Genomic DNA, 12068 nt, shown 5'->3' on the forward strand with positions numbered 1-12068 from the left:
GCGGTAACGGGTCGCGGCGGGCGAGTCCTCGCCAGAAAGTCCGAAACGATCGATGGGGGCGTTGGGGGGACTGGGTGACATGCCCGTGATGTTGCGTTCGAGCGCCCGGGCGATGAAGCGTCACCGGTTCGAGGGATTGATAATCCATCGCGTGGACGGATCACGCCGGGCACAATCGCCGCATGCCGACCCCCGCGGAGCAACTGCTCTCCGCCCTTGAACCACTGCCGTTCCCCGCACGCCTCGCCCTGACCGCGAAGACCGCCCACGAACTGGCGGACAACGGCGAACTCACCCCGCTCCTCCTCGACCTGGACGCGCGCGAACCGTACGAGCGGCGGATCGCGGCGCTGGCGGCCCTCGCCGGACGGCACACGGGGTTCCTCGCGGAGCGGCTGGCCGACCCGGACCCGGTCGTCGCCGGGTACGCCGCGCGCGCCGTACGCGTCCTGCCCGTGCCGGACCGGGCCGTGGAGGCGGCGTACGACGACGCACCGGCCGTGCTGCGGCAGCGGCTGGCGCGACTGCTCGCCTCGGGAGGCCGTACGGCGCTCGCGGAGCGGCTGGTGGCGCGGCTGCGCGCGGAGTGGGGTGACGCCGAGGCCGCGCGGCTGCTGCCGGCCTGCTCCAGCCCCTTCGTGGCACGGGAGTTGCCCACGCTCGCGCACGCCGTCGACGGCTGGACGAAGCTCGCCTGCCGCCACCCCGACCCGGTGCTGGACCACGCCGAGAACACCCTGGCCGACCGGGCCGGCAGCAGACAGCGGGACGACTGGTGGCGCGTGCACGCCACCACGGTCGCGGCGCTCGCCCCGCTGCGCCCCGACCGGGTGCTGACCCTGCTGGAGCGGCACGGCCCCGACAGCCTGCCGCCCGCGCTGATCAACGGACTCGGCCCACTGGTCACCGCCGACGCCGAGCGCCTGGTCCGCTGGATCATCTCTCCCGACCGGCGGGAACAGCGCAACGAGCCGGTACCGCCACCGGGAGTGCTGCGCAGGCTGGTGCAGGCGTCGCCCGCGTCGCTGCCCACGCTGGGCACTCACTGGCTGCGCCGCGGCGGCCGCTTCGACTCGCTGGTGAAGGCCATGGCCCCCGGCCGGCGCCCCGCCTTCGTCGACGCGGTCATCAGCAGCAGCGCCTGGGGAAGCCCGGCGCTGGCCGTGCTCGATCTGCTGCCCCGCGAGCGCCGCTGGGCGGAAGTGCGGCGGGCGGCAGCCGAGTTCACCGGCGAAGCCAGTGACTGGTGGGACGATCTGGACACCCTGGCCCATGGCCCGTTCGGCGAGGCACGTTCCGACCTGCTCGCCGCGATCGGACGGCCCGACGCCGACGACCGGGCCAACGCCTGGCCGTTGCTCGTGGCCTGTGCCGCCCGGGACGGCGGCCGCGAGGCGATCACTGAGCTGCTGACCACGGCGAGACGTCTGCGCAACGAGCGGGACCCGGTACGCGCCGCGGCCCTCGGCGCCCTCGCCGACGTACACCCGCGGCTGCTCGGCTCCGACGACGCTCCACTGCTGGACGGGATCGCCGCCGACGCCCTGGAGGCACGGGACACCTCGGCCGAGACCCTGGCGGCGCTGCGCACCCTCGCCGTACGCGTGCTCGTGGAACACGCCACGGACGACGAAAGCGCCCTGCTGCCCTGGGCCCTGCGCACGCTGGAGCGGATCACCAGCCGGGTCGGCGTACCCGACTTCGGCCCGCTGCACCGCGTCCTGCGCCGGGGCCAGGAACGCCAGGTGTTCGAGGCCCTGCGCCCCTGGCTCGACGCCGGGGCCGGGCGGGCCGACTTCCGGCTGCTCCTCGGCCTGGCCACCGCCCTGGGCCCGCGCGCCCGGCACCTTCCCGAGTTGCAGGACCTGCTGGCCACGGCCCTGGAGCGCGGAGACGACGCGACGTTCGAGGCGGCGGCCGAACTGTGGCTGGCCGCACCGGCCACCCGCGACGAACGGGTCGCCCGGATCGTCGCGCTCGAACCCTCGGCGGTCGTCCTCCCCGCCGTACGGCGCGTGCTGACCCGGCGGCGCACGGATCTGCTGGACACACTGCTCGACGAGGCCCCGATGTACGGTCGCTTCCTGGTACGCGGCGCGCGGCGCCCGCTGCCGGACCTGGGCGACGGCGACCGTTGGCTGCCCCGCCAGCATCGGGCGGCGGTCCGGCTGGCCGCGAAGGCGGCCGCGGACGAATCGCTTCCGCTCGACGAGCGGGCCGCCCTGATCCGGGCCGCGGCCCCGGTCCCCGGACTCGGGCGGGCCCTGGTGCTGAAACACACGGACGACACGGAGGTCGTCGTCGCCGAGGCGGCGCTCGGCGCGCTGCCCTGGACCGACCGGCCCCAGGACACCCTGCACGTACTGCTGGAGCAGGCGGGCAGCGACCGGGCCAGGGTCGCGGTGTACGCGGCGGCACGCTCCGCGCGCTTCAGCGCCCCCTCCGAACTCGCCCTCGCGCTCGGCGCGTTGCTGACCGGTGAGCGGCCCGCGAAGGTGACCTCCCGCAAGGAGGCCGTACGGCTCGCGGCCCGCTTCCTGCCGCAGCGTCAGGCGTCGGCCCTGCTGGCGCGCGCCTTCCACGCGCCCGACCACCACCCGGACGTACGCTCCGCCGTCGTCCGCGCACTGCCCCCGTTGCTCGGCGAGCCGCAGGCCCGGCAACTCCTCGCGGACGCCGCACGCGACGCCACCCCGGCCGTGTTCGAGGCCCTCGTGTCCGTCACCCCCTGGGAGCTGGCCGAAGAGCACCGCCGCGCATACGCCGCCGTCGTGGGCGTCGCGTACGACACGTCTCTGGCCTCGGTCGACGGTTACACGGCCTACGCCCTCCTGCGAGCCGTGGGCGTGTGGTCCGGCTACGGCCCCGAACTGGCGGCCCGGCTCTCCCGTACCGTCTGCGACCTCGGCAGCCGCAAGCACTGGCAGTACGCGGCGTGGGTACTGCGCGACCTGGCCGAATCCGAACTGCCGCATCCCGTGGGCGGTGCGGCACCGGGCAGTGCGTTCAGGGGTGCGCTCGACGAACTGCTGGCCGCCCTGCACGGGCCGGAGGGCGACCGCGCGGCCCTGGCCGACCGGGACCTGCCGGCGTTCCAGCGACTGAGAACCCTGGTGTCACTCTCCTTCGAGGAGTGGCGGCGACCCGAGGTGCTCGAAGCGGTCGCCGCGCAGTTGGCAGCGGAACCGCTCCTCGTGGCCGAACGCGCGGAGCTGCTGGTCCGGTTGATCGACCCCACAGGTGACCCGGCCGCGCTCCCCGGACGGCTGCGCGGCCTGGCGGACGTGCTCGAGGATGCCGGAGCGATCATCGCGGCGCGCACCGCCGGTCGGCTGAACTTGACATGGGCGCTGCGCACACGGCCGGAACACGCCGGGGCCCTGCTGACCGCCGCCGACGAGCTGATTCGTGACGGCGGTCTCGCCGCGGGCCTGGTGGCGGCCGAGCTGGTGGCGCGGACGGGCGCCGTCCTCGACTGGCCCGAGGAGTGGCGGTCGCTGCTGCGCCGGCTGCGCGCCCATCCGCACGCCGACGTGCGCCATGGGGCGTACAAGACGATGACGGTGTCGGAGTGAGGACACGGGGGCCTTGCGGTTGCTGTCCCCCCCCGTGTCCTGAGTCGTCCCGAAGGTCAGAAGATGCCCGGGCCGGGGGTGAGGATGCCGTTCGGGTCGAAGGAGTCCTTCCACGCGACGAACTGTGTCCACATCGAGCCGTAGTGCGCCTGCCAGTCGGCGTCCGTGAACGCGCACGCGCCATGCGGGTAGCGCACACCGCCGACGGCGGCCGCATCCTGGTAGAAGCGGTAGTTGCGGTCCATCATCCGTGACGCGAAGTCGGGATCGGGGCCGGACTCGGCCGAATCGGTGAGTACGCTGACCAGCCAGACCAAGGGCCCGCTCGCCCCGCTCGGGAGCCGCAGCAGGGGCCGGCCGTAGCTCGAACGCAGCATCGGGAAGATCAGGCCGAAGCCGGTCGGGCCCAGGTCCTCGGCGGTCAGCGACGGAAACACCGACTCGACGTACTCCTCGACGGCGGCGTCCGGCAGGAACAGGTCCGACCAGGGCTTGACCTTCGCGTTCCAGTCCAGGTTCGCCGCGAAGGAGTCGTACAGGTTGGTGACCAGGGAGATGTAGTCGAGGTAGTCGTAGTCCTCGAAGGCCGCGGCGCCCGCGGCCGGGCTGAGCCCGCGCAGCAGGTGGGTCGCGTCGGGCACGTCGCCCGGGTTGTAGAAGACGGTGGCCCACAGTGTCAGGGGCTGTGCCGTGCCCGGCTGGGGAATGCTGCCGAGCGAGTTGAACTCGCCCCGGTTCGCCAGGACGCGGATGTCCTGGAAGAAGGTCGTGATGTCCGGGTAGCCGATCCGGTACGTCCGGGCCAGCTGCTTGGCCGGCACCAGGTCGATGGTCGCTCGCGTGATCACACCGCACTGGCCGAGTCCGGCGAGCGCCGCCTCGAACAGGTCGCTGTTCTGCGAGCTGGAGCACGACTTCAGCCTGCCGTCGCCCGTGACCACCTCGAGTTTCCGGGCGTGGTCGACCTGTGCGCCGACCCGATAGGCCGACATCATCCCGATGCCGCCCATGGAGAGGGTCCCGCCGACGGTCGTCTTGATGTAGCTGGTGATCGACGCCGGCGTCAGACCCTGCGCGTACGCGGCCTCGATCACGTCCTTCCACAGCACACCGGCGTCGACGTCGGCGCCCGCCGTGCCGATCGAGTGGATCGTGTTCAGCGACCGCATCTCGATGCTCAGACCACCGCTCACCAGTGGTTGACCGAACATCGTGTGGTGCGCGCCGACCGGTGCGACCTTGATGCCGTGCCGGTTGCAGTAGTCGATCATCTTCCGGATGTCCTTGACCGACCCCGGCCGGAGCACCGCGCAGGGTGTCCTGAACACGATGTTGCCCTGGTCGTGAGCGTTCGCCGCGAGGGAATCCGCGTCGAACACGAGCGTGCCGTCGAGAGACGGCACCGACGCGAACGACGTACTGTCCGCGGCCTCGGCCACCCACTGTCGGGTGATCAGGTCGAAGCCCGCCACGAGCGCGACGGTCCCGGCCCCGAACCGGGACAGGAACTGGCGTCTGTTGACGGAACCACGTTCTCCGAGTGACATATCAGCCTCCGTGAGTGACGCGGCGGATCGTCGGCACGCCGCGTCGGTTGGTCGTAGGGCCCTCGTGCCCTCGGGGCGAATTCAGGTGATCGCGTGGTGCGCGACCGACAGCCGTGTTCCGGCGCCCGACTCCCGAACGGGCGCGACGGAACATGGCCGGGCCGCCTCGACGACCGGCGCGTCCCGGGGTCCGGCGAGCGGACCTGCCGGGGATGTCGACGAGTCGGCCGTGGCCGATACGGCGGCATGGCGAGGCATCGCCAGCCGCACGTCGGACACGCCGCGCGCTACTCCCGGTGGATACCGGGCAGTTGTGTCGGCGGCGGGCCGAACCGGCTGTCGGCGTGGTGAGTTGATGAACTGCGCTGACCTTGACCCTGGTCCGGGTCGGGTCTGTGGTTCTCACCCATAGCGATCTTCCCCCCTGAAATTCTCCCCGGGCTCATCATGGTGCCGGAGAGACCCGTGCGCGAGAGGCGGATCACCAACAGAGACGGGAGTCACGGTCGTTGGCGTGCCGATCCGTGCAGCGTGTCGGGCGAGGAGGAGCCTGCGTCCGCGACCGGCGCCGGAGGAGTTACGGGAGCACGTCTCCGACCGTTCCACGAGGCATCTCCGTAAGGGCGACCTTTCGGCCGGATCTCTGCGGACCACGCGGCGGTGCCCTGGTGGCCGTTTCTCAACGCCCTTAGGATCTGCAGGACTTCGGCGCCCAGGGGGCGGCCGCCAGCGGCTGCCATGGGTGCGGAAGGACGTCACAGCGCACCGCACCACACCGCAATCACGCGCGTGACCGGGGGAAGCCGGTGGAAGTCCGGCGCTGACCTGCAACCGTTAGCGGCCCTTCCGGCCGCGAGTCGGGCAACCCGGCACGTGCGGAGAACCGCTTCCCACTGTCACGGTCCGCAGCGCGAAGCCGAGCACCCTCCTCGGGTCGCCCTTCGGCTCACGTGCGGTGGGCCACCCGCACCAGGAAGGCTCAAGCCTTGCACCGCACTCCCGCACGACGCACCGTCATCGCCGCGACCGCCCTCGGCCTCGCCCTCGCCTCCGCCCCGGCCGTCGCCCAGGCCCACGGCACCGAGAACACGAACACCCCCGTCAAGGTCAGCCTCACCGTCCAGGGCCCGGACGGGCTCCTCTTCAAGGGGAAGATCAGGACCCGTGGCCACGAGGTCACCACCGCCGGCGGCGGCACGCACAAGTGCGACGGCACCAACGGCGGTGCCCACCCCACCGCCGTCCCCACACCGACGGCCGCCCTCGACGACGCCGCCCGCAAGCGGCACTTCACCTGGGACGGCACCTGGTACGCGTCGTTCGACGACTTCCTGGTCGAACGCATCAAGAACGTCAGTGGCGGAAGCGCCGCCTACTGGAACATCTCCGTCAACGGCGCGTCCACGCCCGTCGGCGGCTGCCAGTTCAAGCTGAACGCCGGTGACAAGGTGGCGTTCACCTGGACGGCGTTCTGAGCCCGGCCGACCGTCCGGGCCGACCGTCCGGGCCGACCGTCCGGGCCGGCCGTCCGGGTCGGCCGACCGGGTTCCGTTCGCGGGTAAGCGTTCGGTGAGAGCGGACACGCGCAATATTGGCCATGTTCCGGACAAGGGGTACTCTCGCTCCGATATCGACGACGTCAGCCCGGAAGCCGGTGGAAACCCGGCACGGTCGCGCCACTGTGAACGAGGCACCGCATCAGCACGCCTCGTGAGTCAGACCCGGGGCCGTCGTCCTGTGCACCACCGAGATGGGACGCGAACTCCCGCAAGGAGGCCATGCCATGGCCCAGCACGTCGCACCGCCGAGCGTCACCACGCCCGCCGTACCCGCCAAGCTGCCGCTGAAGGACATCGCGCCCTGGGCGGTCTTCTTCGGCGTCCTGATGCTGGTCCTGCTGTACTTCGTCGGCGCCGAGCAGGGCGCCACCTCCGTCGTCTCCGGCGAGGACGTCCACGAGTGGGTGCACGACGCCCGCCACTTGCTCGGCTTCCCCTGCCACTGACGAGGGGCGCCGCACACCCATGAACTCCGCGACAGTGCGCAACCTGCTCGTGCGGGGCATGCTCGCCGGCCTCGGCGCCGGCGTGCTCGCCCTGATCGTCGCCTACTTCCTCGGTGAGCCGAACGTCGACAGCGCCATCGGCTTCGAGGAGTCCCACGCCTCCGCTCACGAGCACGAGGTCGAACTCGTCTCCCGCGGCCTGCAGTCCACCGCCGGCCTCGCCACCGGCGTCCTGATCTACGGGGTGGCGTTCGGCGGCATCGCCGCCCTCGCCTTCTGCTTCGCGCTCGGCCGCGTCGGCCGCTTCACCCCCCGGGCCACGGCACTGCTGCTGTCGGGGGCCGCGCTGCTCGCCGTCTACGTCGTGCCGTTCCTGAAGTACCCGGCCAACCCGCCCGCCGTCGGCGACCCCGACACCATCGGCAGGCGCACCACCCTGTACTTCCTGATGATGGTGCTCGGCGTGCTTCTCGCGGTCGCCGCGGTGATCGTCGGCAAGCGCCTCGCACCGAAGCTGGGCACCTGGTACGCCACCGTCGCCGCCGTGCTCGGCTTCGCCGCGGCGGTCGGCCTGGCTTACGCGTTCCTGCCCGCCGTCAACGAGGTCCCCGGAGACTTCCCGGCCACCCTGCTGTGGCGGTTCCGCCTCTCCGCCCTGGCCACGCAGATCACGCTGTGGGGAGGCTTCGGTCTCGTCTTCGGTGAACTGGCCGAACGACTGCTGCACCCGAAGCCCGCCCCGGCGTCGGCGGGCACGGCGGCAGTCGCCCCGCACTAGGGCCTGTCTGCACAAACCCTGGGACGGCATCGGCCGTCCTGTCGAGGGGGACATGGAGGAGGGAGCAGGCGGCGGCCACGTCGACGCGGGCGGCGAGCCCCAACAGGGTGCCGAGTGCGGCGAGGGACTTCGACAGGTCGTTGATCCAGATGTTGCGGCCGTCGACCACCCCGGCGACCAGGCGCCGACGAGGACGGGCCGGGCCTCAAGCCCGAGCGCCAGGGCCTCCTTCAGCTCCGCGACCTGCTTGGTGGAATCGGCGGGAAGACGGTCTGCGGCCCAAACCCGGGACCAGATAGTGGTAGTTGGTGTCGAACCATAAGGTCCTCGCCGGAGACGACGACCAGTTGCTGCCCGTCGACCACCACCGGAACGTGCTTCCGGCCCGTCAGCCGTCCGCCGGTATCGGGCGCGTGGCGGGCGCCGCCATGAGTGCCGCCAGGTCCTCCGGGCTGCGCGGGCCGGGGGCGGTGTCCTCCAACAGGCCCTGGGCGCGGAGGAGTTGAGTGGCCGCGATGCCCCAGGGAAGCCGCAGCCCGGCCTGCCTGAGGAGGTCCGTGCGGGACAGCATCGCGGCGACGGGACCGGTACGGGGACCGGACGGGGTCAGCAGGGCCGCGTCGTCGGCCCAGCGCAGGGCGAGGTCCACGTCGTGCGTGGCCATCACCACGGTCGTGCCGGAGCGGCGGAGCGAGCCCAGGGTGTCGAGCAGCCGCTCCTGGCCGTCGGGGTCGAGACCCGCGGTCGGCTCGTCGAGGATCAGCACGCGGGGCCGCATCGCGACCGCGCCGGCGATCGCGGTCCGCTTGCGCTGGCCGTAGGAGAGCAGATGGGTGGGCCGGTCGGCCAGCGCGGTGATGTCGAGCGCGGCGAGCGCCTCGTCCACCCGCGCCCGGACCTCGCCGTCGGGCAGACCGAGGTTCAGTGGCCCGAACGACACGTCCTGGGCGACGGACGCGGCGAACAACTGGTCGTCCGGGTCCTGCACGACCAGCTGGACGGTCGTCCGCAGCCGGGTCAGGCCCTTGCGGTCGTACGTGACCGGCTGCCCCTCGACCGCCAACCCGCCGCTGCCCGGCCGCAGTCCACCGCTGAGCAGCCGCATCAGCGTGGTCTTGCCGCTGCCGTTGCGGCCCAGCAGGGCGAGCGCCCGCCCCTCGCGCACCTCGAAGTCGAGGTCGCTGAGCACGGCCGGGCCGTCCTCGTAGGCGAAGGACGCGCCCCGCAGGGCGACCAGCACGGGCTCGCTCATGTCAGCGGCCTTTCCAGTACGAAGGTGAGGACGGCCACGGTCGCGAGGAGCGCGACGCTCGCCGCCGTGAAGCGGACGGAGACCCGGGCCTCGGGCACCAGAACGCGCAGGGTGCCGTCGTAGCCTCGCCCGGCGAGCCCGTCCTGGAGCCGCGCGGCGCGGTCGAAGGCCCGTACGAACGCGATGGCCCCGAGCCCGGCCAGGGAACGCCAGGTGGCGGACCGGGTGGTGTGCCCGAGCCGGGCGGCCTGGGCCTCCCGGATACGGCGCACCGAGTCCAGGAGCAGGAAGCTCATCCGGTACGTCACCAGGGCGACGTCCACGACCGGGGCGGGCACCCCGGCCTTCACCAGCCGCGGCAGCAGGTCCGACATGGGGGTGGTGAAGGCGAAGAGAAGCACGCCGAGGGAGGCCGCCGAGGTGCGCAGCAGCAGCTCCCCGGCGCGCACCGGCCCGCCTTCCGCCAGGGTGACGAACCCGTCCGGCCCGCCGACCTGGACGAGCAGGGGCAGGGCTCCGGTCACACAGAAGCCCAGCGGCACCCGGTAGGCGCGCCACAGCCGACGGCCGGGTACGCCCGCCGGGCCGAGGAGCACGGCGAGCGCCGTCGCCAGGACGAGCGCCGCGCCGGGCCAGGGCGGGAGCGAGATCGCGAGCAGGGTGAGGCCGAGTCCGAGCACGGCCTTGTCCACGGGATGGCGGCGGCGCCAGCGACTGCTGTGCGCCGCCGCGTCGATCGGCAGCACGAGGACTCAGGCCCGCCCGGCCGTGGACTCCTCGGAGGCGGCCTCGGAGCCTGCCGGGTCCTGGGCGTCCCGCTGTGCCAGTGCCCGCTGCTCGCCCTGGCGCCGCCCCCGGTGCAGACCGAAGTAGTAGGCGAGGACGCCCGCGCCCAGTGCCGCCTGGAGGGAGAACAGCGCCGACTCGATCTCGCCCGACGGCGGCTCGTACAACGGCGAGAACCACGGCTTGTAGTCCGGCTCCATCTCGGTGATCGCCGTCTCGGCCTCGCCGTCGGCGCCCGTGAACGGCTCCTTCTTGTGGTCGCCGAGTCCGAGGGCCAGCGGCAGCACGGCGAGCGCGGCCACGACGAGCAGCAGCAGGGCGTTGATCTTCGTGTTCCGGCTCATCGGGCCACCGCCTCGCTACCTGTCGGGTTCTGCTTGCCGGTCAGCAGCACGCCGAGCCGGGTCAGTTCACCCTTGCTCGACTGCACCAGCAGACGCATCACCAGCACCGTGAGGAGCCCCTCGCTCACCGCGAGCGGGAGCTGGGTGACGGCGAAGATGGAGCCGAACTTGCCGAGCGCGCCCACGAAGCCGCTGCTCGGGTCGGGGAACGCGAGCGCCAACTGCACGCTGGTGACGCAGTAGGTGACCAGGTCGGCGAGGAACGCGCCGAAGAACACCGCCACCATCAGCGGCACGTCGTACCGCCGCAGCAGCCGGTAGATCGCGTAACCGGCCCAGGGGCCGACGATCGCCATCGAGAAGACGTTGGCGCCGAGCGTGGTCAGACCGCCGTGCGCGAGGAGCAGCGCCTGGAAGAGCAGGGTGATGGTGCCGAGGACCGCCATGATGGGTGGCCGGAACAGGATGGCGCCGAGCCCCGTGCCGGTGGGGTGCGAGCAGCTCCCGGTCACGGACGGCAGTTTCAGCGCGGACAGGACGAACGTGAAGGCACCGGACGCGCCGAGGAGCAGGGTGCTCTCGGGGTGCTCCCTGACCTCACGGGTGAGTGAACGGACTCCGTGGACGACGAACGGCGCGGATGCGACACTCCAGGCGATCGCGTGCGCCGGCGGCAGAAACCCCTCGGCTATGTGCATGGCTCAGCAGACCCTCTCCAGCACCTCGTGGATGGTTGACGTGCCTTGGCCGGTCTCCTGGCTGACGGGTACCACCGCCCATGCTCCGCCTTCCCGGGTCCGAGGACCCAGTGGCTGTCCGTGAGGACTGGAGCCGGACTTCCCGATCACAGTGGCGAGGGCCGCACCGGCATCACACCGGATTTCCCGTTCACCAAGGCGTGGCGACAGTAGTGCCCGCACAAGGCCTCTGACAAGCGGCAACGAGGGGCGCGCGGACGGCGCCGGACGGCTCGAACCCCGGCGCACGCCCCAACGGCCCCGCGCGGCACAGGAGTAGGCCGACCGCCGTGCTCCCGTGCTCAAGGAGGCATGGAGAGGTGGGGCCGGGCGGCGGGGCTTCTGCGCACCGCCCGACCCCGGGGCTCAGACGGCCGACGGCTGCGCGGGCAGCACGTGGTCGCCGACCTTGTCCGTGCTCAGGCACAGCGAGCAGACCATCGCGTCGTGGGTCCGGCAGGCGGCCAGGTCGGGGCGCTCGTAGGGCTGGTGGCAGACATGGCAGTCGTACGTCGTCGCGCTGGGGTTGCCCGCCGAGTCGAGCAGCGGCTCGTCGATGCCGTCGTCGGTGCGGCGCAGGTAGTACCTGCCCTTGGTGACGACGGCCATCAGCGGAGTGAGGACGAACGCGATGACGGCGGCGGCCACGGGGGAGTAAGGCTGGAGCGTGTCGCCCAGTGCGTGGAAGTACATGGCGATCGACAGACCGGAGGCGGCGACGAAGGCCACGACTCCGACCGGGTTGACGGCGTGGAGCATGCCCCGGCGGAACTCGGGCTGGAGCGGGGAGAGCTTCAGCAGGTACTTGTTGATGCCGATGCCGATGCCGATGCCGATGCCGATGCCGATGCCGATGCCGATGCCGATGCCGATGTCGGTGGCGACGGTGACGACCCAGGCGATCGCGCAGTTCGAGCAGAAGCCGAGGATGCTGTTGAGGAAGCTGAACATGTCGGCTTCCATCAGGGCCAGCGCGAAGCCCAGGTTGACCAGGACGAGTGCGTGCACTGTCATGTGCGCGTACCAGCGCTCCAACTCGGCTGT

At 72.0% G+C, this 12068-nt stretch carries 9 protein-coding genes, 2 pseudogenes and 2 riboswitches; of the genes and pseudogenes, 4 read left to right on the forward strand and 7 right to left on the reverse strand.

Translation table 11 applies throughout. The annotated features are described in order from the left end of the window. Positions 1-182 precede the first annotated feature (182 nt). Positions 183-3575: a hypothetical protein gene (locus SGFS_RS47185; protein ID WP_286258817.1), complete on the forward strand. Its 3393-nt coding sequence runs from the start codon at positions 183-185 to the stop codon at positions 3573-3575. A gap of 56 nt (positions 3576-3631) precedes the next feature. Here SGFS_RS47185 and SGFS_RS47190 read toward each other — a convergent pair whose 3' ends face one another. After that, positions 3632-5122, reverse strand: a complete 1491-nt coding sequence (locus tag SGFS_RS47190; protein WP_286258818.1) for an FAD-binding protein — start codon at positions 5120-5122, stop codon at positions 3632-3634. 773 nt (positions 5123-5895) lie between these two features. Continuing rightward, positions 5896-6010, forward strand: a riboswitch (cobalamin riboswitch). 98 nt (positions 6011-6108) lie between these two features. Here SGFS_RS47190 and SGFS_RS47195 point away from each other — a divergent pair. From SGFS_RS47195 to SGFS_RS47205, 3 genes are all read left to right on the forward strand, one after another. Then, positions 6109-6597 carry a DUF4430 domain-containing protein gene (locus SGFS_RS47195; RefSeq protein WP_286258820.1) on the forward strand — a complete coding sequence of 163 codons (489 nt, stop codon included), beginning with the start codon at positions 6109-6111 and terminating at the stop codon, positions 6595-6597. A gap of 308 nt (positions 6598-6905) precedes the next feature. Further along, positions 6906-7127 (forward strand): CbtB domain-containing protein, encoded by a 222-nt coding sequence (locus SGFS_RS47200; RefSeq protein ID WP_286258821.1) that lies wholly within the window; start codon positions 6906-6908, stop codon positions 7125-7127. Between the two features lie 19 nt (positions 7128-7146). Continuing rightward, on the forward strand, positions 7147-7905 hold the full coding sequence (locus SGFS_RS47205; protein ID WP_286258822.1) for a CbtA family protein: 759 nt from the start codon (positions 7147-7149) through the stop codon (positions 7903-7905). Positions 7906-7933: 28 nt separating this feature from the next. Here the strand turns inward: SGFS_RS47205 and SGFS_RS47210 are convergent. The 6 genes and pseudogenes from SGFS_RS47210 to SGFS_RS47240 all read right to left on the reverse strand — a co-directional run. Beyond that, a pseudogene (locus SGFS_RS47210) lies at positions 7934-8098 on the reverse strand (hypothetical protein); the annotation flags it as partial. Between the two features lie 195 nt (positions 8099-8293). Next, positions 8294-9157 (reverse strand): energy-coupling factor ABC transporter ATP-binding protein, encoded by an 864-nt coding sequence (locus tag SGFS_RS47220; RefSeq protein ID WP_286258823.1) that lies wholly within the window; start codon positions 9155-9157, stop codon positions 8294-8296. Continuing rightward, positions 9154-9903, reverse strand: a complete 750-nt coding sequence (gene cbiQ / locus SGFS_RS47225; RefSeq protein WP_286258824.1) for a cobalt ECF transporter T component CbiQ — start codon at positions 9901-9903, stop codon at positions 9154-9156. The genes SGFS_RS47220 and cbiQ overlap by 4 nt, the downstream gene beginning before the upstream one ends. A 6-nt stretch (positions 9904-9909) precedes the next feature. Continuing rightward, positions 9910-10287: an energy-coupling factor ABC transporter substrate-binding protein gene (locus SGFS_RS47230; protein ID WP_286258825.1), complete on the reverse strand. Its 378-nt coding sequence runs from the start codon at positions 10285-10287 to the stop codon at positions 9910-9912. After that, positions 10284-10985 carry an energy-coupling factor ABC transporter permease gene (locus SGFS_RS47235; RefSeq protein ID WP_286258826.1) on the reverse strand — a complete coding sequence of 234 codons (702 nt, stop codon included), beginning with the start codon at positions 10983-10985 and terminating at the stop codon, positions 10284-10286. Before SGFS_RS47235 ends, SGFS_RS47230 begins: the two co-directional genes overlap by 4 nt. Before the next feature lie 30 nt (positions 10986-11015). Further along, positions 11016-11198, reverse strand: a riboswitch (cobalamin riboswitch). 192 nt (positions 11199-11390) lie between these two features. Next, positions 11391-12020 (reverse strand): annotated as a pseudogene (locus SGFS_RS47240) (allantoin permease); the annotation flags it as partial. Positions 12021-12068 lie beyond the last annotated feature (48 nt).

It is taken from the genome of Streptomyces graminofaciens (assembly GCF_030294945.1).
Lineage (GTDB): Bacteria > Actinomycetota > Actinomycetes > Streptomycetales > Streptomycetaceae > Streptomyces > Streptomyces graminofaciens.

Bases quoted from the DNA above. Each gene is read 5' to 3' on its own strand.
- SGFS_RS47185 (WP_286258817.1), top strand. From the start codon at position 183: ATGCCGACCCCCGCGGAGCAACTGCTCTCCGCCCTTGAACCACTGCCG.
- SGFS_RS47190 (WP_286258818.1), bottom strand. From the start codon at position 5,122: ATGTCACTCGGAGAACGTGGTTCCGTCAACAGACGCCAGTTCCTGTCC.
- SGFS_RS47200 (WP_286258821.1), top strand. From the start codon at position 6,906: ATGGCCCAGCACGTCGCACCGCCGAGCGTCACCACGCCCGCCGTACCC.
- SGFS_RS47205 (WP_286258822.1), top strand. From the start codon at position 7,147: ATGAACTCCGCGACAGTGCGCAACCTGCTCGTGCGGGGCATGCTCGCC.
- SGFS_RS47220 (WP_286258823.1), bottom strand. From the start codon at position 9,157: ATGAGCGAGCCCGTGCTGGTCGCCCTGCGGGGCGCGTCCTTCGCCTAC.
- SGFS_RS47230 (WP_286258825.1), bottom strand. From the start codon at position 10,287: ATGAGCCGGAACACGAAGATCAACGCCCTGCTGCTGCTCGTCGTGGCC.
- SGFS_RS47235 (WP_286258826.1), bottom strand. From the start codon at position 10,985: ATGCACATAGCCGAGGGGTTTCTGCCGCCGGCGCACGCGATCGCCTGG.